This window comes from Microbacterium lushaniae (assembly GCF_008727775.1).
GTDB classification, from domain to species: domain Bacteria; phylum Actinomycetota; class Actinomycetes; order Actinomycetales; family Microbacteriaceae; genus Microbacterium; species Microbacterium lushaniae.
The window spans coordinates 2834485-2858327 of sequence record NZ_CP044232.1 but is presented as its reverse complement, the minus strand read 5'-3'; the positions used below and the strand labels follow the sequence as shown (position 1 = coordinate 2858327).

The 23843-nt window shown below is 71.7% G+C and carries 22 protein-coding genes; 18 read left to right on the top strand and 4 right to left on the bottom strand.

What is annotated here, in order from left to right; genetic code table 11:
- The first annotated feature begins 2 nt into the window (after positions 1–2).
- A complete protein-coding gene (locus F6J85_RS13755) occupies positions 3–1139 on the top strand; it encodes a UDP-N-acetylmuramate dehydrogenase (RefSeq protein ID WP_150925816.1) in 1137 nt (378 codons plus the stop codon).
- 129 nt (positions 1140–1268) lie between these two features.
- Here F6J85_RS13755 and F6J85_RS13750 read toward each other — a convergent pair whose 3' ends face one another.
- Positions 1269–2468, bottom strand: a complete 1200-nt coding sequence (locus tag F6J85_RS13750) for a pyridoxal phosphate-dependent aminotransferase (protein WP_150925814.1) — start codon at positions 2466–2468, stop codon at positions 1269–1271.
- A gap of 92 nt (positions 2469–2560) precedes the next feature.
- On the opposite strand from F6J85_RS13750, the gene F6J85_RS13745 reads away from it, so the two are divergent.
- The 15 genes from F6J85_RS13745 to F6J85_RS13680 all read left to right on the top strand — a co-directional run bounded on the left by F6J85_RS13745 (position 2561) and on the right by F6J85_RS13680 (position 19035).
- Complete coding sequence (locus F6J85_RS13745) at positions 2561–3547, top strand: hypothetical protein (RefSeq protein WP_150925812.1); 987 nt, start codon at positions 2561–2563, stop codon at positions 3545–3547.
- A 34-nt stretch (positions 3548–3581) separates the two neighbouring features.
- Positions 3582–4199, top strand: coding sequence for a nicotinamide riboside transporter PnuC (pnuC, locus tag F6J85_RS13740; RefSeq protein WP_150925810.1), 618 nt, complete (start codon positions 3582–3584; stop codon positions 4197–4199).
- Positions 4192–5262, top strand: coding sequence for an AAA family ATPase (locus tag F6J85_RS13735; RefSeq protein ID WP_150925808.1), 1071 nt, complete (start codon positions 4192–4194; stop codon positions 5260–5262). Before pnuC ends, F6J85_RS13735 begins: the two co-directional genes overlap by 8 nt.
- Before the next feature lie 9 nt (positions 5263–5271).
- Positions 5272–6843 carry an AAA family ATPase gene (locus tag F6J85_RS13730; RefSeq protein WP_150925806.1) on the top strand — a complete coding sequence of 524 codons (1572 nt, stop codon included), beginning with the start codon at positions 5272–5274 and terminating at the stop codon, positions 6841–6843.
- A complete protein-coding gene (locus F6J85_RS13725; protein WP_238706964.1) occupies positions 6840–7484 on the top strand; it encodes a potassium transporter Kef in 645 nt (214 codons plus the stop codon). Before F6J85_RS13730 ends, F6J85_RS13725 begins: the two co-directional genes overlap by 4 nt.
- Positions 7457–9304, top strand: a complete 1848-nt coding sequence (locus F6J85_RS13720) for a vWA domain-containing protein (protein WP_238706963.1) — start codon at positions 7457–7459, stop codon at positions 9302–9304. The genes F6J85_RS13725 and F6J85_RS13720 overlap by 28 nt, the downstream gene beginning before the upstream one ends.
- Positions 9297–9905, top strand: coding sequence for a phosphohydrolase (locus F6J85_RS17750; protein ID WP_191906619.1), 609 nt, complete (start codon positions 9297–9299; stop codon positions 9903–9905). Before F6J85_RS13720 ends, F6J85_RS17750 begins: the two co-directional genes overlap by 8 nt.
- Positions 9898–11256 carry a phenylacetate--CoA ligase family protein gene (locus F6J85_RS13715; protein WP_191906618.1) on the top strand — a complete coding sequence of 453 codons (1359 nt, stop codon included), beginning with the start codon at positions 9898–9900 and terminating at the stop codon, positions 11254–11256. Before F6J85_RS17750 ends, F6J85_RS13715 begins: the two co-directional genes overlap by 8 nt.
- A gap of 240 nt (positions 11257–11496) precedes the next feature.
- Positions 11497–12054, top strand: a complete 558-nt coding sequence (locus F6J85_RS13710; RefSeq protein WP_150925800.1) for an NYN domain-containing protein — start codon at positions 11497–11499, stop codon at positions 12052–12054.
- Positions 12055–12110: 56 nt separating this feature from the next.
- The gene (locus F6J85_RS13705) at positions 12111–12584 is read left to right on the top strand and encodes a MarR family winged helix-turn-helix transcriptional regulator (RefSeq protein WP_150925798.1); all 474 of its coding nucleotides are present in this window, start codon (positions 12111–12113) and stop codon (positions 12582–12584) included.
- Positions 12585–12716: 132 nt separating this feature from the next.
- Positions 12717–13649, top strand: coding sequence for an ABC transporter permease (locus F6J85_RS13700; RefSeq protein ID WP_202980832.1), 933 nt, complete (start codon positions 12717–12719; stop codon positions 13647–13649).
- 47 nt (positions 13650–13696) lie between these two features.
- Positions 13697–15640 (top strand): dipeptide/oligopeptide/nickel ABC transporter permease/ATP-binding protein, encoded by a 1944-nt coding sequence (locus F6J85_RS13695; RefSeq protein ID WP_202980831.1) that lies wholly within the window; start codon positions 13697–13699, stop codon positions 15638–15640.
- Complete coding sequence (locus tag F6J85_RS13690) at positions 15637–16500, top strand: ATP-binding cassette domain-containing protein (protein ID WP_150925792.1); 864 nt, start codon at positions 15637–15639, stop codon at positions 16498–16500. The genes F6J85_RS13695 and F6J85_RS13690 overlap by 4 nt, the downstream gene beginning before the upstream one ends.
- A gap of 28 nt (positions 16501–16528) precedes the next feature.
- Complete coding sequence (locus F6J85_RS13685) at positions 16529–17428, top strand: alpha/beta fold hydrolase (RefSeq protein WP_150925790.1); 900 nt, start codon at positions 16529–16531, stop codon at positions 17426–17428.
- On the top strand, positions 17425–19035 hold the full coding sequence (locus F6J85_RS13680) for an ABC transporter substrate-binding protein (protein WP_150925788.1): 1611 nt from the start codon (positions 17425–17427) through the stop codon (positions 19033–19035). Before F6J85_RS13685 ends, F6J85_RS13680 begins: the two co-directional genes overlap by 4 nt.
- 107 nt (positions 19036–19142) lie before the next feature.
- Here F6J85_RS13680 and F6J85_RS13675 read toward each other — a convergent pair whose 3' ends face one another.
- Positions 19143–20258 carry a CapA family protein gene (locus F6J85_RS13675; protein WP_150925786.1) on the bottom strand — a complete coding sequence of 372 codons (1116 nt, stop codon included), beginning with the start codon at positions 20256–20258 and terminating at the stop codon, positions 19143–19145.
- Between the two features lie 93 nt (positions 20259–20351).
- Between F6J85_RS13675 and F6J85_RS13670 the strand changes: the two genes are divergently transcribed.
- Complete coding sequence (locus F6J85_RS13670; protein ID WP_150925784.1) at positions 20352–21587, top strand: CaiB/BaiF CoA transferase family protein; 1236 nt, start codon at positions 20352–20354, stop codon at positions 21585–21587.
- Positions 21588–21818: 231 nt separating this feature from the next.
- Here the strand turns inward: F6J85_RS13670 and F6J85_RS13665 are convergent, their stop codons facing one another.
- Both F6J85_RS13665 and F6J85_RS13660 read right to left on the bottom strand, forming a co-directional pair.
- A complete protein-coding gene (locus tag F6J85_RS13665) occupies positions 21819–22232 on the bottom strand; it encodes a DUF2834 domain-containing protein (protein WP_150925782.1) in 414 nt (137 codons plus the stop codon).
- A 33-nt stretch (positions 22233–22265) separates the two neighbouring features.
- Positions 22266–22850 (bottom strand): TetR/AcrR family transcriptional regulator, encoded by a 585-nt coding sequence (locus F6J85_RS13660; RefSeq protein ID WP_150925780.1) that lies wholly within the window; start codon positions 22848–22850, stop codon positions 22266–22268.
- A 67-nt stretch (positions 22851–22917) separates the two neighbouring features.
- Between F6J85_RS13660 and F6J85_RS13655 the strand changes: the two genes are divergently transcribed.
- Complete coding sequence (locus F6J85_RS13655; RefSeq protein WP_150925779.1) at positions 22918–23766, top strand: SDR family oxidoreductase; 849 nt, start codon at positions 22918–22920, stop codon at positions 23764–23766.
- Positions 23767–23843: the final 77 nt, after the last annotated feature.

The following is a 23843-nucleotide window of genomic DNA, read 5'->3' as shown; positions in this document are numbered from 1 at the left end:
CCATGCCCGAACTCGCACCTGTTCCGCTCGCGGACCTGACGACGCTGCGCACCGGGGGTGCGCCCCACCGCCTCGTCGAGGCGACCACGACCGACGAACTGGTCGGCACCCTTCGGGCCGTGTGGGACGACGGCGATCCGTGGCTCCTGGTGGGCGGCGGCTCGAACCTCTTCGTCGGCGACGAACCGTTCGCCGGCACCGTCGTGCTCGTGCGCACCCGCGGCATCGAACGGCTGCCCGGATCCCGCCCCGGCACCGCGCGGCTGCGGGTTCAGTCCGGACATGACTGGGACGAGCTCGTCGCCTACACCGTCGCCGAGGGGCTGGCCGGCATCGAGGCGCTGTCGGGCATCCCCGGCACCGTCGGGGCCGCGCCCGTGCAGAACATCGGCGCCTACGGGCAGGAGATCGTGCAGACGCTCGTGGAGGTCGAGCTGCTGGACGAGCACACCGGCGAGGTGTCGGTCGTGCCCGCATCCGAACTGGGGCTGGGCTTTCGCACCTCGGTGCTCAAGCACCACTACGGCTCGGTGCCCGCCCGCTCCGCCGCGATCCTCAGTGTGACCTTCGAGCTCGAAGAGGTCGGCGACCGCGCGCGCCCGATCGCCGGAGAGCAGTTGCGCACCGCGCTGCGCCTGGCCCCCGACGCCGCCGTCTCGCTGAGCCACGTGCGCGAGCACGTGCTCGCGATCCGCCGCAGCAAGGGGATGGTGCTCGACCCGGGCGACCCCGACACCACGAGCGCCGGATCGTTCTTCCAGAACGCGATCGTCTCCGAGGCCTTCGCCCGGACGCTTCCGGCCGAGTGCCCCCGCTGGCCCGTCTCGCCCGACCTGGACACGGTGCTGGTGATCCCGCTCGCCGAGTTCGACGGGGTCGTGCCCGCTCCTGTCGGCACCCCGGCGGAGGTGAAGATCAGCGCCGCGTGGCTCATCGAGCACTCCGGCCTCGGTAAGGGCTTCCGCCTGCCGCGCTCGCGGGCCGGCCTGTCGAGCAAGCACACCCTCGCCCTGACCAACCGGGGAGGGGCCACCGCCGCCGAGCTCGCCGAGCTCGCGCGGTTCGTTCAGCAGCGCGTGCAGTCGGAGTTCGGCCTCCTCCTCCAGCCCGAGCCGGTGCTCGTGAACGTCGAGCTCTGACCCCCCGCCCCGCCCCGCCCGCACCACCCGCGAGACTGCATCCACGTGACGAGACCGCGACATTATGTCGCGGTCTCGTCGGGGGCGTGCAGTCTCGCGGAGGTGGGTCGGCCGGACGGGCCGGGCGGGTCAGGCGAAGAGGCGCTGGAGGCGCTGGACGCCCTCGAGCAGCTGGTCGTCGCCCAGGGCGTACGACAGGCGCAGGTAGCCGCTCGGGCCGAAGGCCTCGCCGGGCACGACGGCCACCTCGGCCTCCTCCAGGATGAGGTCGGCGAGTTCCAGTGACGTCGTCGGGGTGGTGCCGCGCCACTCGCGGCCGAGGAGTCCGGTCACGTCGGGGTAGACGTAGAACGCCCCGAGCGGCTCGGGCACGCTCACCCCGGGGATCTTCGCCAGCTCCGACACGATGAGCCGCCGGCGCCGGTCGAACGCCAGGCGGAAGCCCTCCGCTTCGTCCTGGGGGCCGCTCAGTGCCGCCAGAGCCGCGCGCTGGGCGATGTTGTTGACGTTGCTGGACAGGTGCGACTGCAGGTTCGCGGCGACCTTGATCGCGTCGGCGGGCCCGACCATCCAGCCCACGCGCCATCCGGTCATCGCGTAGGTCTTGGCGACGCCGTTGAGGAGGATCGTCTGGCCGGCGAGGTCGGGAACCGCCTCGACGATGGATGCGGCGTGGGCCCCGTCGTACACGAGGTTCTGGTAGATCTCGTCGGTGATGACCCACAGGCCGTGCGCGAGCGCCCAGTCGCCGATCGCCTTGGTCTCCTCCGGCGTGTAGACGGCACCGGTGGGGTTGGACGGGGACACGAACACGAGCGTGGTCGTGCGGTCGGTGCGGGCGGCTTCGAGCTGGTCGACGGTGACCTTGTACTCCTGGTCGGCGCCGGCGAACACCTCGACCGGCACGCCGTCGGCCAGGGCGATCGCCTCGGGGTACGTCGTCCAGTACGGCGCGGGCAGCAGCACCTCGTCGCCGGGGTTCACCACGGTCTGGAAGGCCTGGTACACCGCCTGCTTGCCGCCGTTGGTCACGATGACCTGCGACGCCTCGACCTCCAGGCCGGAGTCGCGCAGCGTCTTGGCGGCGATGGCCTCGCGCAGCACGGGAAGACCCACCGCGGGGGTGTAGCGGAAGTTCGCGGGGTCGCCCAGCGCCTCGGCGGCCGCATCCACGATGAACTGCGGTGTGGCGAAGTCGGGCTCGCCGGCGGCGTAGGAGATGACCGGCCGCCCCGCGGCCTGCAGGGCCTTGGCCTTCGCGTCCACCTTCAGCGTGGCGGACTCGGCGATCGCGGACAGCTTGCGGGAGAGGGGGGCACGGGATGTCACGGCACCGAGCCTACCGGCGCGCGGCGTTCGTTACAGGGTCGTTGCCCGCCGCTGCCGGGCCGTGGCCTACCGTGTGGTGAAGGGGGGTGGCGATGAGGCGCGCACGGATGCTGCTGGCCGGAGCCGTGCTGGCCACGGCGCTGAGCGGCTGCGCCGGCGTCCCCGGGTTTCCGGCGCCGCGCCCGGATGCGACCCCTGTCGCGGAGATCGCGTGCACCGAAGCGTTCCCCGGCGCCGGCTCCACGGTGGCGTCCGGGGCCGTGCCGGACGGCTTCGAGCCGGTCGCCCTCTACCGGTGCGACCCGTACGCCGCCGACGAGGACGACGCCGGCACGTGGTCGGGCGCGCGGCTGGAACGCTTCGACGGCGACCTCGGGCCGCTGCTGGCGGCGCTGGCCGAGCCCGACGGGGCGCAGTGGCTCGGCGCGTGCACGGCCATCGGATTCGCCGGGCCCGAGTTGTGGCTCGCGGACGCGCAGGGACACTACATCCGGGTCGCCTACCCGGCGGACGGATGCGGTCAGCCCACCCCCGGTGCGGTCGCTGCGGTGAACGCGGCGATCGAGCGCCTGCGGCTGACCGAGGAGACCTTCACCCCCGCGATGCTCCTCGAGTCCCGCGCCGCCGAGGCCGCTGGATGCGCGACGCAGGCGGGGGTCATGGTGCTGGCGGACCTCTCGGACGTGGCGGGGATGGGCGCGTCGCCCGCACCCTCGCGCGAGGAGGTCGCGACGATCCCGTGGGAGCCCGCTCCGCTGCCCTCCGCCGGGGAGGTCGACGGGCTCCTCGTGTGCCGCTACGAGGCCGGCGCCGAGGGGCAGGGCACGTTCGCCGCGGCCGGCCGGCTCGGAGTCGACGACGCCCGTGCGGCCGTGTCCGCGGCGGCTTCCCCGGCCCCGGACGCACCCGCGTGCCGCAGCTCGGCGACCCGCCTGGCCGTGGCGCATCCGCTGATCGCCGGCGAACCCGCATCCGCGCCGTTCACCGTCGAGCTCGACGGATGCCGCCGCCTCATCGACCCGGGCCTTCGGGCGTCGGTCGCGCCGCCCGAACTCCTCGCGCTGCTCGCGTCGGTGTGACGGCGGGGCGCCGCCGGTTCCCTAGGCTCGTCGGGTGATCGAGTGGATTCTCGCCGAGTGGATGCAGATCGTCGGGTTCGCCACCGGCGCCGCGTGCGTGTTCCTGGCTGCGCGCCGGAACGTGTGGACGTACCCGCTGGGCATCGCGAACAACGTCGTCTTCCTCGCCGTCTTCCTCCCCGCCGGCCTGTACGCCGCGGCCGCCCTGCAGCTGGTGTACCTCGCCCTCGGCGTGCACGGGTGGTGGCGATGGACGCGCGGCGTCGAACACGACCGCCACTACATCGCGCGCACGCCCCGCGGCGCGATCCTGTGGCTCGTCGTCGTGGGCGTCGCCGGCGCCGCCCTGCTGACGTGGGTGCTGTCGACCTTCACCGATTCGCAGGTCGCCGTCGCCGACGCGGCCACGACGTCGGCGAGCCTCGTGGCGCAGTACATGCTCAACCGCAAGTGGCTGGAGAACTGGTTCGTCTGGATCGGGGTGGACATCGCGTTCGTCGCACTGTCCGTCGTCACCGGCCTGTGGGTGGTCGCCGCCCTGTACGCCCTGTTCATCGCGCTGTGCGTGTTCGGGTGGCGTTCCTGGCGACGGGTGGGCTCTGACGCTGCGGCGGATGCGGCGGCACCGGGTGCGGTGGACGCGCGTGCCTGACGGGCGGTTTCGCCACGGCCTCATCGTGGGGAAGTTCTACCCGCTGCACGCGGGGCACTCCCACCTGATCCGCACGGCCCTGCGCGCGTGTGATCGGCTGACCGTCGAGCTCATCGGGGCGTCCGTGGAATCGGTCACCGTCGCGGCGCGGGAGCAGTGGATCCGCGAGGAGCACCCCACCGCCCACGTCGTCGCGTTCGTCGACGACACGCCTGTGGACTTCGCATCCGAGACGGCGTGGGATGCCCACACGAGGATCATCGCGGGCGCGCTCGATGCGCCCGTCGACGCCGTCTTCACGTCGGATGCCTACGGGGAGGAGCTCGCACGACGCCTGGGGGCGACATGGGTGCAGGTGGATCCAGGCCGCGTGCGCAACCCGGTGTCGGGCGCGGCGGTGCGCGCCGACCTCGCCGCCCACTGGCACGAGCTCGCGCCCGCGGTGCGTGCGACCCTGACCCCGCGCATCGTCGTGCTCGGTGCCGAATCGACCGGTTCCACGACGTTGGCCGCCGCTCTCGCCGACGAACTGGGCACGCTCTGGGTGCCCGAGTACGGCCGCGAGCTGTCGATCACGCGCGAGGGCGGGCTCGCCGCACCCTGGCGCGGCGACGAGTTCGACCTCATCGTCGACCGGCAGATCGCGATGGAGGATGCAGCGCTGCGGCAGACGCCCGCGCCGGTGCTCGTGTGCGACACCGATGTGCTCGCGACGGCGCTGTGGCATGAGCGGTACATGGGTGCGCCCGCACCTCGCATCCTCGCGCGTGCGGCCGAGCACCGGCCGGCGCTGTACGTGCTCACCGGTGACGAGATCCCCTTCGTCCAGGACGGCACCCGCGACGGCGAGCACATCCGCGCCCGCATGCAGGCGAGGTTCCGTGCGGTGCTCCAGGGGCAGCCCGTCCCGTGGCTGGAGGTGGGTGGCGACGTCCCGGCCCGCGTGCGCACGGCGCTCCCCGCGGTGCACGACGCGCTCGCGCGGGCGCTGTCTTTCACCGCGCCGCTGGAGGGGCGCCCGATGGACGAGCAGCTCGCGCTGCAGCGCCGGGCCGGCCGATAGGCTGACGAAATGGCGGATCGCTGGCACAAGGTCTCCGAGTCACCGACGACCCCCGCAGCATCCGCCGGGGTATCGCAGCTCACCGCGGAGGACCTTTTCCGCACTCCCGAGGCCGACGCCCACGTGCCGCTGGATGAGAAGCTCCGCCGCACCTACTACTGGATCGTCAACCGCGCCGTCATCTCGCCGTACTACGACGTGGAGTTCTCCACCGGCGCCCCGGTGACCTTCCCGCTCGGCGACGCCGGTGCGGAGCTGACCCTCCCCACCGAGCCGTCGTTCTCCTCGAACGTGCTGCTTCCGCTGCTCACCTTCGCCGTCGGCGGCAAGTGTCTCCTGGTGGGCGGCCCCGGCCGCGGCAAGACGACCGTCGCCGTGCTGATGGGCGTGCTGGCAGGGTCATCGGCCGAGGAGGTGCGCCGCGGCGTGCAGCAGGGTCAGCCGCAGCTGACCATCAGCGACCTGGTCGGGATCCCGTTGCCGCGCGACCTCGTCAACGCCGCGAGTCTCGCCGAGATCGGGATCGCCTGGCGCGAATGGCTCACCCGGCCGGTGAAGATCATCGACGAGTACAACCGCATCCCGACCAAGACCCAATCGGCGCTGCTGACGATGGTGGCCGAGGGATACGTCGAGAGCCACGACCAGATGCACCGCACGGCCCCGCCCTCGGGCGTGGAGAGCTGGTACTTCACCGCCAACGACGACGCCGGCGGCGGCACGTTCCCTGTCATCCAGGCCCTGCGCGACCGGATGGACGTCACCGTCCAGGCCGCGAGCTTCAACAGCCGGTTCTTCGACGAGCTGGTGGCGCGGGTGGAGGCGGGGGAGAAGCCCGAGGAGCACGTTCCGGAGGAGCTCGTCTTCGCACCCGACGAGCAGACCCGGATGCGGGAGGCCATCCGGGCCGTGCCGGTGCCGGCGCAGGTGCGGCGGCGGCTGGAGTTCTTCCTGAGCCACTTCGAGTTCGTGCAGGCCGGCGGCCGGCGATTCGAGTACCGCACGAAAGACACCGTCACCACCGCCGGGGGGCGGGTGGCCGAGGCGATCGAGGCGAACTCGGGGGCCGACCTCGCCGCCGATCTGGGTGCGCAGTCGATCAACGGGCTCTCCGTCCGGGCGCTGCAGACCCTCATCGTCTACGCCAAGGCCATCGCGTGGTTCCGCGGGCGGGACGCGGTCGGCGTCGACGACGTCGCCGCGGTGCTGCCGTTCGTGCTGCGCGGCAAGCTCCTGCCCAACTCCACGCATGCGCGCTTCGACGTCGGAGCCGAGCGGGAGCTGGCCGCCGACGTCATGAGCTGGCTCGCCGACCTGTTCGCCGAGTCGTGCCGACAGTTCGATGCCCTGGGCCGCGGCCACGAGGACCCGGTGCGCGACCTGCTCACCCAGCTCGATGCGGGGCTGGACGGCCTGAGCGCCGTGGACGCCTCCCGCCGTCTCACCGAGATCGAGGCGCGCGTGCGCGCGATCTCGGCCACCGGCAAGCTGTACGGTCGCGATTTCGACGACCTCATGAGTCTGAAGTACCTCCATCAGCGCTACACGGCCTACCTCCGATGGGCGGAGCGCCAGAGGTGAATCGGCTCCCCGGGCACCTCGCCGACCAGAGCCTTCCCTCCGGAGCGCCCGAGCCGGTCGCGGGGGTCGACTGGACGGTCGCGGAGCGGAACGTGCGCCGCGCGGGCGGCGACCCCGCCCGGTTCTCCGCGAGCATCGCCGGCGCCCTGCGCGCGGCCGGCGGAGCGGATGACGTGACCGCCCTGGCGGGGATCGCGGCATGGCGATCGGGCGCCCTGGCCTATCGTGACGACGCCCTCGCCCGCATCGGCACTCTCGGGCAGGACGGGCGGGAGGGCGCGGCCGCGGCCCTCGGGCTGGAACCGGGCGAGCTCGACGAGTTCGTCGAGCGTCAGGGGACCGACCGATTCTGGTGGCCCGGGCGCGCCTCCGCCAGCGGGTACGTGTGCGCCGTCGGCGGGTTCGCCGGACTGGGCGGCGCATGGGTCGCCCCGCCGGTCTCCGGCGTCGCGCTGAGCACGCCAGGGGCGTTCGCCATCCGGGCGGGGGATGAGTGGTGGCGGCTGGACGCCGACGTGTGGGGGTCGCAGCTGTCGTGGCTGGACGCCGAGCCCGACGATGTCGCGCAGGCGGGACCGGCATCCATCGTGTGCCTGCCCGACTCCTACCTGGCGTGGGTGCACGTGCGGGCAGCGGCGTGACGCGGGGCGCGGCGACCTCGATCCCGCTGACCGGTGGCGCCCGCGTCGCGTGGAATCGCGCGCTGGAGCTGTGGGGCGTGCACATGCACGACGCCGAGCTGCGCCCCGGTGCCGCGCGGGGCGCGCCCGCGTGGTTCACCTTCCCGCCCTCGATCACCGTCGACACCGACATGGTGCGCGAGCTCGGCGGCGCCGCGGAGCTGGAGAGCGTGTTCGCCCATGAGCTCGGCCACCACGTGCTGGCGCCGAGCACCCGCATCGATGCCCTCAAGATCCGTCATCAGCTGGCCCGGTCGCTCGTCGCCTCGGGAGCCGAGACGGTGCGCGACGAGGACGTCGCGCTGCTGTCCAACCTGTGGACCGACCTGCTCGTCAACGCGCGTGTCGGTCTGCTGCAGCGGCGACGCGACGGTGAGGGAGCCGAGCCCGGGATCGTCCGGCTCGGACGCGCCCTCTACGGCGCATCCCGTGACTCGTCGAGCCGGCTGTGGTGGCTCTACCTGCGCACGTACGAACTGCTCTGGCACCTCCCGGCCGGGACGCTGGCGATTCCCCAGCCGCCGGAGGCTCCCCGCCCCGCGGCGGTGCGCTCGCGGATCATCGACGTGCCGCTGGAGAAGATCCCCGAGCGCTTCCGCGAGCAGGAGGCGGCGCTGCGGGCCGCCCGGCGGGAGGCCGAGCGCGTCGCGGCGGAATTGGACGGCGCCATCACGACGCATCCGATGCTCGACGCCGATCTGCTCGCCGGGATCGTCCGCGCCTTCGCCGCCGATCCGGTGGGCGGCGCCCTGCGCTTCGGCGTGCTGGCCGCGCCCTACCTCGTGGAGGAGCGGCGCGCGGGTGACGGCGCGGGCGTGCCGGGAGGGCAGTGCGCCGCCGACGACGCTCCCGCCACCGCCGGCGAGCTCGGCCGCGTGCTGGCCGACCGCCGCCTCCACGGGGCGATGCCCGACCGCGCCGGACGCACCGGCGACGAGCCGGGGCGCGGGCAGCGGCTGGATGTGGCCCGCACGCTCGAGCTGTACGCGGCATCCGACCCCGACGTGGTCATCGCCGCGTGGTACCGGGCCCAGGCGGCGCCGTGGGTGCGGCCGGTGACCCAGCGCATCCCCACGCGTCCGGCATTCGACCTGCCCGGGCCGCTGGAGACCTGGGAGAGCGGCGACGACCTGGCCGATCTCGACTGGGCTGCGACGCTGCAGGCCGGAGCCGACGTCGTCCCCGGCGTCACCACGCGTCGCCGCTCCTGGATCGACGACGAGCCCGAGCCGCAGGAGGGCAGCGTCGAGCTCGACCTCTACATCGACTCCTCCGGCTCCATGGCGCGCCCCCGCACCGGGTCGCCGGCCGTTCTGGCCGGGATGATCCTCGCGCTCTCGGTGCTGCGCGGAGGCGGTCGCGTGCGGGTGACGAGCTTCTCCGGCCCGGGGCAGGTCGCCGGTGGTGACGGGTTCGTGCGCGATCCGGCCCGCGTGGTCGGCGACCTGGCCTGGTACTTCGGTGGCTCCACGTCCTTCCCGCTCGACCTGCTTCACCGGCGGTACGCACAGCTGACGCCCCCGCGCGGCGGCGAGCGACGGCACCTCGTGGTGCTGTCGGACGACGGGCTCACCTCGATGTTCGGCGACGGGAACGAGCCGTTCGCGGGGGTCGCGGCCGCCACGCGCGGCAAGCTCACCACCGGCACGCTCGTCGTCCTGGCGTGGGCGCGGCGCATCGAGCCGCTCGCACGCGCCGCAGGCTACGACATCCTGTATCTGGAGCGGATGGATGATGCGCCCGGCGTGTGCGCACGACTGGCGGAGGTGCTGCATGGCTGAGGCCGGGGAACTGCTCGAGGTGTGGGTGTCGATGGCGCAGTCCGACGACGCGACATGGGCCGCCGCGCGTCCCGGACCCTCCCTCGCGGCGGTCGCCGCACGTCTGTCCAGCGTTCCGCGGGCGTTCCTCGATGACCGCGTCTCGATCCAGGCGCTGGCCGGCGATGTGCTGGGGCGTCCGGTCGTAGCGGCCTCCTACGCGCAGGACCGGCGCGTGCGTCAGGGTGCCGCACTCGCGCTGTGGCTTCTGGCCAGCGAGACCACTGTCGAACCGTTCGACCCTCCGCTGCAGTACGCCACAGGGACCTCCGCCGTCGACGTGCTCGCGCTGCGCCTGGCTCCCGTCACCGATCCGCTCGAGTGGCTCTCCGACGACGAGCGCAGGGAGGAGGCGGTGCGCATGTTCCTGCTGTGGTGCGGGCACTTCCCGGCGGGCGAGGATGCGGCCACCGCACGGTCGCTGCTGGAGGCGCGTGACTCCCTGCGCCGTAACGGCGCCCTCGCCGAGGCGTACGCGGCGCATCGGCACCGCGCCGAGATCGCGCGCCGCCTCAACGAGGCGCGGGCGCGGGAGGCCGCCGCAAGGTACTCCAGTGAGTGACACCGGCCCCTCCGACGATCCCCTCGCCCTGGCCGAATACGCCGCGGGCGAGGCCGCCGTGCTCAGCGACGCCGAGCGGTGGCCGACGATGGACGCCGCCGGAGCGGCCCGGTTGCACCGCTGGCGCACGCATCCCGCCGCACCCCCGTGGGTGCACGAGACGGGCGACCGCGTCACACCCGACATGCTCGACCGTGTGCGCACGCCGCTGCCGACCGAGGGGTGGCTGGAGGAACACCTCGAGACCGCGCGCAGGCTGCTGCACTACCGGGGCAGGACGGGTCTGCACACCCTCGCCGACTTCCCGCCCATCAGCCGCGCGCACCTGGCCGCCGACATCGCCGCGTTCGTGCCGCTGGACGCCGACCTCGGCCGCATCCTGCACGGCACCAGCTCGGGGTCGACGGGGGCGGCTCTGCTGATCCCCGACGACGTCGAAGAGGTCGCCCGCGGCTTCCACCATCTGGTCGGGCTCGTGGCCGGTGCCGGGGTCGCGTGGCGACCGGACGGGGAGCGGCTCGCGCTGGTCTCGGTCGTGCATCAGCGGCAGGCGTTCACGTACGTCTCGCTCGTGAGCGGGTTCGCGCAGCGCGCGATGGTGCGGCTCAACCTTGCCGCCCATGCGTGGGGCGCGGCATCCGACCGGGCGGCCTTCCTCGCCGACGCCGACCCGCAGGTGATCACGGGCAACCCGACGAGCCTGGCCGAACTCCTCGCCCCCGACCTGCGGGGTGCCGTGCGGCCCCTGGCGCTGTTCTCGGGCGCGATGGCGCTCGCCGCGCCGCTGCGGGCCGACCTCGAGGCCGCCTTCGGATGCCCCGTCTTCGACGTGTACGGGCTGCATGAAACGCGACCGATCGCCGTCCGCACCGACGACGGACCGTTCCGCGTGCTCGATCGACGCGTGCTCGTGGAGACGCTCGGCCCGGACGGGCGCCCCGTCGCCGACGGCGAGGTGGGGGAGATCACCGTGACGGCGGGGGAGAACCCGCTCCTGCCGCTGGTCCGCTACCGCACCGGCGATTTCGGGCGGCTCGTGCCGCTTCCCGGGGGCGGGGTCGGCATCGCCGACCTCGAGGGACGGGAGCACACGGTCTTCGCGGGCGGGGGTGGCGGCCGCATCCCGTGCGTGGACCTCACGCAGCAGCTGCAGGCGCACGGTGCGCGGGGGTGGAGCGTCGAGCAGTCCGCCGACGGGAGTGTGCGCGCGCGCATCGCCGGCGGCGACGCGGATGCGGTGGCCGGCGCGCTGCGCGCCCTCCTCGGCCAGCCGCTCGAGGTCGAGCGGCTCGAGCGCGTCGCCGACCTCGGCGACGGCAAGCCCCGCCGCTACCGCTCCGCCGCCCGCTGACCCCGCCGCCGCCCGCGCCCGCCGCGCCCCGCCGCCGCCCGCGCCCGCCGCGCCCCGGCCTGCCCGCCCCGTGCCGGCCCGCGCCCCGACCGCGAGACTGCAGCCCACCGACGAGACCGTGACACAATGCCGCGGTCTCGTCGGCTGCGTGCAGTCTCGCGGCTGGGAGGGGGCCACGGAGGGGGCGGATGCGGCCGCATAGGATGAGGCGGGCGCGCGCCGCGCGCGGAGGAGGCTGCCGTGGTCGCGGACCGCAAGACGTGGGTGCTCGTCGACGGCGAGAACATCGACGCGACCCTGGGGGGCTCCATCCTGGGGCGGCGTCCACAGCCGGAGGAGCGACCCCGCTGGGACCGCATCCTCAGCTTCGCCGCCGACGCGTGGAATCAGGACGTGCGGGGGCTGTTCTTCCTCAACGCCTCCACGAACCTGCCGATGCCGTTCGTGCAGGCCCTGCTCGCGCTGGGGTACCAGCCGGTGCCGCTGTCGGGGGAACCGCACGAGAAGGTCGTCGACATCGCCATCCAGCGGACGCTGCAGGCCCTGCGCGACCGAGAAGACGACGTCATGCTCGTCAGCCACGACGGCGACTTCGTCGACGACGTCGGCGCGCTCGCCGACGGCTCGCGACGTCTCGGAGTGCTGGCGTTCGAGGAGTTCCGCAACTCCGCGTTCGCCGCCATCCCCGGCCTGCGCTTCTACGATCTCGAGTTCGACGTCGGCGCCTTCGATGCGCAGCTGCCGCGGGTGCGCATCATCCCGATCGACGAGTTCGACCCCGCCCAGTTCCTGCGCTGACCGGGCGCTTTGCGCCGGTGCATCCGCGCCGGAGCATCTGGTGGTTTGATCGGTGTGTGACACGCCGCCTCGAGCCATCCCCGTCCGCCAGCCCGGATCCGACGCTGCGGCACGCACTGCGGCACGTGTCCAAGCAGTTCTCCGGGCAGCTGCAGCGGCGGATCCAGGAGCACGGCGTGAGTCACGCGGAGTACGTCGCGATGTTCGCCCTCAAGCGGCTGCCGAACCTCTCCAGCGCCGAAGTGTCGCGGTGGACCGGTGTGACACCGCAGGCGGGCAACCAGATCGTGAAAGGGCTGCTGGAGCGCGACCTCGTTCGGCGGCAGCCGTCCCGGGACCACGGACGCGTACTCCTGATCGAACTCACGGACGAGGGGCGCCGGGTGATCGAGGCGTGCGAACGTGAGGCCAACGACCTGGAGAACCAGATGTGTCAGGGGATGACCGGTGCGCAGCGCAGTGAGCTGATGTCGCTTCTGCGCCTCGCCGCCGCGGGACTTGGCAGCCCCATCTCCTCGCCCGCACGATAGCCGCGCGCGGGCAGCCGACAGTAAGAGACATTTGTTGTGTCAGTAAACTTGATCAATATCTAGTCACTTGATACTGTCGGCGAAGGGGCCATGGAGGCCCGTTGTTTGGCGAGGAGGCTGAACTTGATAGGGATGTTGGGCAAGCGCCTTCTCCTGGTGATCCCGATGGTGCTGGTCGTCTCGATCATCATGTTCTTCCTCGCCTCGCTCGTGCCGGGCGACCAGGCGCGGACGATCCTCGGCGAGAACGCATCGCCGGAAGCCGTCGCCGCGCTGCGCGAGCAGCTGGGGCTCGACCTCCCGCCGATCCAGCAGTATTTCAACTGGGCGCTCAACGCCCTCCAGGGGGATCTGGGCTCGTCGATCTACAGCGGCGAGCCGGTCATGTCGATCCTGGCCGGGCGGCTCCCCGTCACCCTCTCGCTCATGGTGCTGTCCACGCTCGCCATCGGCGTGGTCGGCATCGTGCTGGGCCTGGCGAGCGCACTGCGCGGCGGATGGCTCGGCCGCGTGCTGGACGCCATCTCCCTCGTGGGTCTGGCCGTCCCCGGCTTCGCGATCGCGATCTTCGCCATCTCGCTGCTGGCGGTGACCGTCCGCATCTTCCCCGCCACCGGCTACGTGCCGATCAACGAGAGCCTGGGGGGATGGCTGTGGACGCTCGTCCTCCCCGTGTTCGCGCTGAGCCTGGGCGGAACGACGCTCGTGGCCAAGCAGGTCCGCGACTCCGCGAAGGACGCCCTGGCGAAGGACTACGTCCGCTTCCTGCGCGCGAACGGGGTGAGCGAGACCTCGATCGTGCTCCGGCACGTGCTCAAGAACGCCGCGATCCCCGCCGTCACGGTGCTGGGCATCGGCGCGATCGCGTCGCTGACGGGCACCGTCTTCGTCGAGAACGTCTTCGTCCTTCCGGGGCTGGGGACCATGGCCACGCAGGCGACGCTGAACCACGACCTTCCCGTGCTGCTGGGCATCGGCGTGCTGTTCACCCTCATCACCGTCTTCATCAACCTCCTCGTCGACATCGTCTACGGGGTTCTCAACCCGAAGGTGAGGGCCGCCTGATGGCTGAGCGTCGTCGTCGTCGTCGTCGTCGTCAAGGATCGCCGCGCGTGGTGGCGAGCAACCGGCGGAACCTGTTCGTCGACGTCATGCGCCGCCCGCTGGGCGCGGCGGCCGCCGTGTACCTCGCGCTCGTCGTGCTGGCCTCGGCGCTCGCACCCGTGCTGGCGCCCCACGATCCGCTGAAGCAGACGCTCAGCGCCGTGCGGCAGGGGCCCTCGGCGGAGTACCCGCTCGGCACCGACGCCATGGGGCGCGACCTGCTCAGCCGCCTGCTCTACGGAGGGCAGGAGTCGCTCATCGGGGTGGCGCAGGCCCTCGTCGTCGCGCTCGTGATCGCGGTGCCGCTGGGCATCGCCTCCGGGTACTTCGGCGGATGGTTCGACCGTGTCGTGATGCGCTGCATCGACATCAACATGGCCATCCCCAACCTCATCGTGACCCTCGCGGTGCTGGCGATCTTCCGCAACAGCATGTTCGCCGCCATGGTCGTCTACGGCATCCTCGTCTCGGCCTCCGCGGCGCGCGTCATCCGCAGCGCTGCCCTCGGGGTGCGGGAGGAGCTCTACATCGACGCCGCCCGAACGACGGGCCTGGGCGGTCTGCAGATCCTCGTGCGCCACATCTTCCCGCGCACACTCGGCGTCATCATCGTGCAGGCGGCGATGCTCAGCGCCATCGCGCTGGGCGTGCAGACCGGACTGGCCTTCCTCGGCTTCGGTCCACCGCCGCCCGAGCCGACGTGGGGCGGAATGGTCGGCGAGGCATCCTCGATGCTGCAGTTCCACACGTGGATGATCCTGCCCACCGCGGGCGTGATCACCCTGACGACCCTCGCCTTCGGCCTGCTCGGCGACGCCGTGCGCGACGCCAATGCCGAGGCCATCCAGCGTCCGATGCGCCCGTCGACCCCCCGCTCGCGCGCAGAACGCGGCCAGGCCCAGGCGGCCCGCGTGGCCGCCGCCGAGGCCGCGGATGCCGTGTCGCCTCCGCCGGCGGACACCCTCCTCAGCGTCCGCGGCCTCACCGTGGCCTTCGGCTCCGGAGATGACGAGACGATCGTCGTCGACGGCGCGGACTTCGACATCCGTCGCGGCGAGACGGTCGGGCTCGTCGGCGAATCCGGCTCCGGCAAGACCGTGACGGCGATGGCCGTGCTGGGCCTGCTGGCGCAGGGCGGGCGGGTCCTGTCGGGGCGGATCTGGTTCGACGGCGTCGACATCTCGGGGTACTCCCCGGCCCAGTACCGCGCGCTGCGGGGCACGAAGATGGCGATGATCTCGCAGGAGCCGATGGTCGCGCTGGACCCCGCGTTCCGCATCGGCTTCCAGCTCGCCGAGGTCATCCGCACGCACCACAAGATCAGCTGGCGCGCGGCGCGCAAGCGGGCCGTCGAGCTGCTGGCAGCCGTGCGGCTCCCCGATCCCGAGCACGTCGCCTCCCTGTATCCGCATCAGGTCTCCGGCGGGATGGCGCAGCGCGTGGCGATCGCGATCGCCCTCGCCGGCCGGCCGGAGCTCCTCATCGCCGACGAGCCGACCACGGCACTGGATGTGACCGTGCAGGCCGAGATCCTCGACCTGCTGCGGGCGCTGCAGCGCCGCCTGGGCATGGCGATCCTGTTCGTCACCCACGACTGGGGTGTCGTGGCCGACATCTGCGATCGCGCCGTGGTCATGTACGCGGGCCAGGTGGTGGAGCACGCCACCGTGGTGGAGATGTTCCGCGATCCGCTGCACCCCTACACCCAGGCGTTGCAGGCATCCGACCCGCACAACGCCGTCAAGGGCGAGCCGCTCCCCACGATCGGCGGGGTCGTCCCGCCGCCGGGGCACTGGCCGCAGGGATGCCATTTCGCCGCCCGGTGCCGCTTCGTCACCGACGCGTGCCGCGTGGGGCGCATCCCCCAGGAGGACCGGGGCGAGGGGCGGGATGCCCGCTGCATCCGGATCGACGTCGCGCGTGCGGCCCGCGTAGAGGAGGGTGTCCGATGACGACGACCGTGCCGCCGATCCTGGAGGTGCAGAACCTGTCGGTGGAGTACCGGCGGGGACGCCGCCGCACCCTGGCCGTGGACGACGTGAGCCTGCAGATCGCGCCCCGCGAGACGCTCGGCCTCGTGGGCGAATCCGGCTCGGGCAAATCCACCATCGGCAAGGCTGTGCTCGGCCTGGTGCGCCCCAGCAGCGGCGTCATCCGCTACGACGGACGCGACATCCTCTCGCTCTCCAAGGCGCAGCGGCGGGCGCTGACGAAGGAGCTGCAGGTCATCTATCAGGACCCGCACACGTCGCTGGATCCCACCAAGCCCATCGGCTACTCGATCGCCGAACCCGTGCAGGTGCACGAACCGGCCGACAAGGCCGTCGTCCGCGAACGCGTGTTCGCCATGCTGCGGCGGGTGGGGCTGAGCGAGGACGCCGCGCGGAGGTTCCCCGCCCAGTTCTCCGGTGGGCAGAAGCAGCGGATCGCGATCGCCCGTGCGCTGATCCTCTCGCCCCGGCTCGTGGTGTGCGACGAGCCCGTCAGCGCCCTCGATCTGTCCATCCAGGCGGAGGTCATCAATCTGATGGCCGAACTCCAGCACGAGATGGGCGCCAGCTACCTCTTCATCTCCCACGATCTGTCGATCGTCCACTACCTGTCCGACCGCATCGCCGTGCTCAAACAGGGGCGGATCGTCGAGCAGGGAGACGCCGGGCGCGTGTACGAGGATCCGCAGCGCGAGTACACGCAGCGGCTGCTGGCCGCGGCCCCCGTGCCCGATCCCGAGCTGCAGGCGCTGCGCAATGCGGCCAGGGAGAAGGACGGGCTCGATGCCCGCACCGACGCCATCGCGAGCGCGATCCGCTGACGTTCCGACCGCCATACCGAGGAGAAGCATGCCCCTGCAGACGATCGACGACGCCGAGCTCTGGTACGACGAGTACGGCCCCGACGACGCACCGGAGACGATCCTGTCGTGCGCGATGGGCTTCGCCGGCACCGGCTACCCCGAAGACCTCGCCGAACCGCCCACGGGCTACAAGGTCTACACGATCCAGGCGCGCGGGTTCGGGCGCTCGACTCGCGCAGGCGAGCCGCCCAGCGAAGGCTGGCTGACGCGCTGGGCCGATGACGTCGTGGCCTTCGCCGATGCCCGCGGGATCGACCGATTCGTCTACACCGGCGCATCGCACGGCGCGGGTATCGGATGGTACATCGCCGTGCGCAACCCGCACCGCCTGAAGGCTTTCGTGTCCGTCGTGGGCACCCCGCACGACCGCTTCGGGGTGACCGACTCCTCAGAAGGGCGCCGCGAGGTCATCCGCGCGCGCCTGGCCGGCGACACCGGCTCCATCCGCGCGCAGCTGGAGAAGCTCGGCGGCTGGCTGCACGAAGACGAGGTCGAGCGCCGTGCGGAGCGCGACCGGTTCCTGGATGCGGCGGTGGCCACGACCCTGACCCGTGACGAGGACGAATCGCGCATCAACCAGGGGATGCCCTTCCCCGAGGCCAAGACGAACGACGAGCTCGCCGCGATCCTGCGCACCGTCCGGGTTCCGACCCTCATGCTCGCAGGCATGCGCGACGGCATCGTCTCGCCGGAGTCGTCCCTGCGCGGTGTCATGAGCGTCCGCGACTCCAAGGCGGTGTTCTTCGAGAGCGAGGGGCACTTCATGACCCAGGAGATCCCCGAGCGGCTCATCCGCGAAGTGCGGCTGTTCCTGGACGAGATCAACGGCACGGCTCAACCCGAACCGCGCCATTCCCGCGACAACACGAAGGTGGACACGATATGACAGCACAACAACGACCGCGCCGCCGCGGTGCGCTCCGACGAGCGGGCAGCATCGTCGCTGCCCTGGCCCTGGTGGCAGGCCTGGCCGCGTGCACCCCGACCGCCGATGAGGGCGGAGAGGGCACCGGAGGCGCCACTGGCGAGCGCGGAGAAGAGCTGGTCCTGCAGTTCCGAGGAGCCCCCATGAGCCTGGACCCTGCGCTGCAGGGGACGGCGAGTGGCTCGGTCTTCACGGTGCTGGCCTATGACCCGCTCATCTACCAGGCGCCAGACGGCAGTCTGCAGCCCTCGCTGGCCACCGAGTGGGAGTTCACCAACGACGACAACAGCGTGTTCGAGTTCACGCTGCGCGACGACGTGGAGTTCGCCAGCGGCGAGCCCCTGACCCCCGAAGCGGTGGTCGCGTCGATGGAGTACTTCGTCGCCAAGGGTGGCGGCAACATGCCGCGCGTCGGTCCCATCGAAGCCGTCGAAGCCGTCGACGACTCGACCGTGCGGATCACCTACAGCGCGCCGTTCGCCGATGCGCCGATGTCGCTCACCCAGACGATCATGCTGGGCAACATCATCGGCCCCGACGGCCTGGCCGACCCGGCGTCGTTGCTGCAGACGATGGACGGCACCGGCCAGTACACGTACGACGCGGACGAGTCCGTGCCCGACTCGGAGTACATCTACGAGCGCAACCCCAACTACTGGAACCCCGACGCGCAGATGTGGGATCGCGTGAAGGTGCAGGTCATCACGGATCCGAACGCCGTCCTCAACGCCGCATCCACCGGCCAGATCGACTTCGGGCTCGGCAGCCCGCTGCTGGCGTCGGCGGCCGAGTCGGCGGGCCTGGAGATCGTGTCCGCGCCGTTCTACAACTGGGCGCTGCGACTGGCCGACGTCGGGGGCGAGGTCAACCCCGCCCTCGCCGACGAGCGGGTGCGCGCCGCGATCGCCCTCGCGATCGACCGTGAGGCGATCGTGAACGCGCTCGGCGGCGAGCACATGTCAGCCAGCGACCAGCTCGTGGTCGAGGGCACCGCCGGGTACAACGACGACATCGGGTGGGAGTTCGACCTCGAAGAGGCCCGTCGCCTGATGGCCGAAGCCGGGTACGAGGACGGGTTCGAGATGACGGTGCTGGACAGCAGCCTGCAGGACCAGCAGTCGCAGATCGCGCTGGCCATCTCCAGCGCCCTCGAGGAGATCGGCATCCAGGTCACCCTGGAGGTCGACTCCACCAGCATCCCCTCCTTCGCCGAGAAGGCGGAGTCCAAGCAGTACGAGGCGGTCCTGTGGGCCAGCAACGGCGGCGTCGGCAACGCGTATGCGGATCTGCGCAGCGTCGACACGATGTCCAACCCGTTCGGGTTCCTCGACGAGGAGATGGAGAAGCTGTACGCCGAGAGCCTGGGGCTCACCGGCGACGAGCGTCAGGCCGTGTACGAGCGCATGAGCGAGCGCTGGCAGGAGGTCGCGGTCACCGTCCCGATCCTCACGCAGTACTTCGTGAACTACGTCGGCCCGAAGGTGACCAACGTCAAGGCGTCGCCGCAGAACCCGGTGATGCTCCCGGTGGGTCCGGAGCCGGAGTACAACTGGCAGCCCGCCGAGTGACTCGTGCCGTGGTGGGGGCACCGCCTCCACCACGGCACCGACATGCGAAACGGCAGGTCCCCGATGCGGGGGCCTGCCGTTTCGGCGTGGCGGTCGTCGTGCCGCCCTTATGACACGCGGACGACGTCACCCTCCCACTCGAAGCGGGTCTGCAGTCCTGCCCGGCGGGAGATGTCCTCGATGTAGTCGGCGACGGAGTCGCGCTCGCCGCGGGCCAGGGGCACGGGGGCGGCGTCGCCATCGATCCAGCACGGGATGAAACCGGCGTGGATGCCGCTCTCGTCGACGTCGAGGATCGCGATCGCGGTGTTGCGGCTCTCGGGGTGGAAGGGGTATCCGGGCATGTCGGGGTCGGGGGAGAAGCCGTACATCTCCACGCGGCGCCGCGCCCAGGCCTTGAGCTCTTCGGAGTCGCTGTCGGGGCTCGGGGTGAGAGCGTCGGTGACGGTGACGAAGTTGCCCAGGCCGTGGAAGATCGCCTTGCCGCGGTACATCTCGATGCCCCGCATGATGTGCGAGTGATGCCCGACGACGGCGTCGGCGCCGGCATCGACGGCGGCGTGGGAGATCTCGTACTCGTAATCGTCGATGCGGGCCGGAGTGTGGCCGTATCCCTTGTGCAGGGCGACGACGACGACGTCGACCTCGCGCCGGAGCGACTCGATCGCGGTGCTCATCTGCTGCAGCGACCGCCGATCGGCGAAGGTGTAGACCTGGGGCGGGTTGCCCGGGTTCAGGTCGTCGAGGTCGTAGTGGGTGAGCACCTTGACGAAGGCGCTGCCGGCCTTCTTGCTCGTGGCCCAGGACTCCCGCGGGCCGACGCAGTTGAAGCTCAGGACTCCGACGCGCACGCCTTTGCGTTCGACGATGGCGGGCACCATTGCCGCTGCCAGGTTCGCGCCCGTGCCGGTCGTGACGATGCCCGCTTCGTGCGCCGCCGAGAGCGTGTCGAGGACTCCCTTGGTGCCCAGGTCGAACACGTGGTTGCCGGCGACGGTGCCGATGTCGTAGCCCGCATCCGCCATCGCGCGCAGGTGGGCGGGGTCAGAGGGCGGCGAGGGGACGGTGAGCGCGGTGACGGCGGTCTCGGTCGTGTGCGGCACCTCGATCTGCCCGATGGCGACGTCGCTCGCGCGGGTCACGGGGGCACTGGCGACGAAGTACGGATCGGGATCGCCGTACTGGAGGACGATGTCGCCGACGGCTGCGATGCGGATGCTCATGAAACTCCTTAATCAAGTTCCTTGATACTATGGCGGCATCGACAAACGTGGCAACGAACGCCCGTGACTGTCGCGGAACACATCGGGGTGAGTATGAGCGGACCGCTCGAAGGCAAGACCGTGATCGACCTGACCTCTGCGCTGGCGGGGCCTTACGCGACCCTGCTGCTGGCGGGTCTGGGCGCACGCGTGATCAAGGTGGAGAACCCTGGCCGCGGGGGCGACTCCTCGCGCAACAACTCCCCGTACGTCGGGGCCGACGGGCTGAGCCTGCAGCGCACCTCACCCGACGACATGTCGGTGTCGATGATGCTGCGCGGGCGCGGCAAGGAGAGCCTCACGCTGGATCTGAAGCATCCCGACAGCCGCGAGGTCCTGTTCGATCTCGTCCGCAACGCCGACATCCTCGTGGAGAACTACAGCTCCGGGGTCACGCGGCGCCTGGGCATCGATTACGCCCGTGTGCGGGAGATCAACCCCCGCCTGGTCTACACGTCGATCAGCGGGTTCGGTGCGACCGGCGACCATGGGGACCGCAAAGCCATGGACACGATCATCCAGGCCCTCAGCGGAGTCATGCTGACCGCCGGTGAACCCGATGACGGCCCCATCCGCTTCGGGCTGCCCGTCGGCGACCTGGTGGCGCCGCTGTTCGCCGTCATCGGGACGCTGTCGGCCGTTCTCGAGGTCGAGCGCACGGGGCAGGGGCAGCACGTGGACGTGTCGATGCTCGGCGCGCTCACCTCGCTCGTCGCCTGCGAGCCGTTCGACGCCCTGGAATCGGTCGGCTTCCCGCTGCGCACCGGTGCGTACGTGCCCCGTCTGGCGCCGTTCGGCACCTTCCGCACGCGGGACGGGTGGTTCGCCATCTGCGCGCCCACCGACCAGTTCGCCGCCGGCGTTCTGGGGGCCATCGGACGCCCCGACCTGCTGCAGGCGGAGGATTTCGCCACGCGCGACGCCCGCGTCGCGAACGCCGACCGCCTCCACGCTCTCATCGCGGGCTGGGCCGCGGAGACCACACTCGAAGAGGCACTCGCAGCCCTGGAGACGCACGGCGCGCCCTCCGCCGCGGTGCGCACGACCGCCGAGGCCGTCCGGGATCCCGATGTCGTGGCGCGCGGCGAGGTGGTGCCGCTCGTCCATCCCAAGTTCGGCCACTTCGACGGTCTGTACGGATCGGGCCTGCCGGTGGTCTTCTCCCGCAGCACGGTGGATCTGTCCGCTCCCGCACCGGGGCTCGGCGAGCACACGCACGCCGTCATGCGGGACCTGCTCGGCTACTCCGAGGAGCGGGTACAGGGTCTGACCGAGTCCGGCGTGCTCTGACGCCCGCCGCGCGCGGCTGACCCGCGTCGGAGAATCGCACCGAGGTCGGAGCATCCGGCTCGCATTCTCCGACCTCGGCGGGATGCTCCGACCGGGATGCGATGCCCGGGCGAGCGTCACGTCAGCGCAGCATCCACCGCCTCCGCGACCGCGCGGATGACCGGCCACGCCCCCGCGCAGGTGTTGCCAGCGTCCCACGGTTCACGGCCATCCGCCGTCCTCGTTCAGAACTCAGGAGAATCCGTCTCCGGAGGGTCCGCCGGGGGTGCCGCGCCGGCGTGTCTCCTGAGTTCTGAACGGAGGAGAGGCGCCGGGGACACCGCGCTGGAGGCGCCGCTCCCGCATCGCGAGGAACAGCGGGAAGGTGAAGGCGAACGCCGTCACGGCCGACAGGAGGATGTACACGCAAGCCCGCCGCATCCCCAGGCGCCGCGCCTCGACGATGAGGAAGACGCATCCGGCGATGGCGACGACGAGCAGGTCGGTGCCGATGGATGCGACGGCCGGACCCGAGTTCACCAGGTCGCCGAGGTAGTCCCGCGCCTGCACGACCGACCACGCGTTCAGCGTGAAGGTCGCGACCAGCCCCACGACGGCGAGGGCGAGATAGACGAGGGCCAGTGGCGTCCAGCGGGATGCGGTCATGGCGAGCATTGTCCTCCTGCCCGCCCGGAGCCTTCAGCCGATGCGGAAGCGGTGGACCGCCGCGCCGACGTGGGCGGCGGGGGAGTCGGTGCCCCCGGCGCGCGCCCACGCCTGCATCGCCGCGTTGGCGACGGCCTCGAATCCGCAGGCGAGGGCGTACGCGGTGTCGTCGTCGATGTCGGGCACCCGCGCTCGGATGGATGCGGCGAGCTCAGTGATCCACGGCGCATAAGCCGTGCGCAGCCAGGCCTGCAGTTGCGGCTCGGCTGCGACGACGCGCACCCAGGGGAGGCCCCCTGCGCGCACGGCATCGTCCTCCGACACCGAGGCCACGACCGCCGTGTGCACGACGTCGGAGGGGTCCGCGTCGGCGGGGGCGGCGCGCAGGGCCGCCCGCAACCGATCGGTGGCCGCCTCGATCGGGCGGGCGAGGATCGCCGGCTGCGATCCGAAGCGGCGGATGAGGGTGCGCACGCTCACGCCGGTGCGTTCGGAGATCTGATCCCAGGTCGTGGCGGCGAAGCCCTGCGTGGACCACAGGTCGATCGCCTCCCGCGCGACGGCGTCGCGGTCCACCACGGGGGGCCGACCGCGCCGGGCGGGAGTGGTCGCGCTCATGCCGGAAGCGTACTATTTATGGCAGAGGGTGACATAAAGAATCGCCCGCGCGTCGGAAAGAGGAATCATGGGTACGTATGTCGTGACCGGGTCCGCATCGGGGATGGGGGCCGCGGTCGTCAGTCGCCTGCGCGAGGCCGGCCACGAGGTGATCGGCGTCGACCTGCGCGAGGCCGAGGTCGTCGCAGACCTCTCCACCGCCGAGGGACGTGCCAGCGCCGGACGGACCGTGCTCGAGCGCGCCGGAGGGCGTCTGGACGGCGCCGTCCTGGCTGCCGGGGTGGGGCCGATGCCGGGCCGTGAAGAACTCATCGCGGCGGTCAACTACTCCGGTGTCGTGGAGCTGCTGGAGGCGTGGCGTCCGGCGCTCGCCGCCGCCGGGAACGCACGTGTGGTCGTGTTCTCGTCGAACTCCACGACGACGGTCCCGGCGGTGCCTGGGGGTGTCGTGCGGGCGCTGCTGAAGGGCGACCGCGCGCGGGCCATCCGCGCCGCCCGGCGCATGGGCAAGAATGCACCGGCCATGGTCTACGCCGGATCCAAGATCGCCGTGACCCGCTGGATGCGCCGCAACGCGGTGACGGCGGAGTGGGCGGGCGCCGGCATCCGTCTGAACGCGATCGCCCCGGGTGCGATCCTCACGCCGCTGCTCCAGAAGCAGCTCTCCGAGCCCGAGGAGGCCAAGGCGATCGAGAGCTTCCCCGTGCCGGTCGGTGGATTCGGCGACCCGGCCCAGATCGCGGACTGGGTTCTCATGATGCTCGGTCCCTCGGCGGGCTTCCTGTGCGGGGCGGTCATCTTCGTCGACGGGGGGACGGATGCGTACTTCCGCGCCGACGACTGGCCCGTGCCGCTCGGCCTGACGCGCGTGCGCGCCTACATGCGTCGCATGAAGGAGTTCCGCCGGCCCGCCTGACCGCCCGCCGCGACGGCGAGAGTGCATCGACCCGGCGAGAGTGCACCGGATCCGGTGCACTCTCGCCGAGGTGGTGC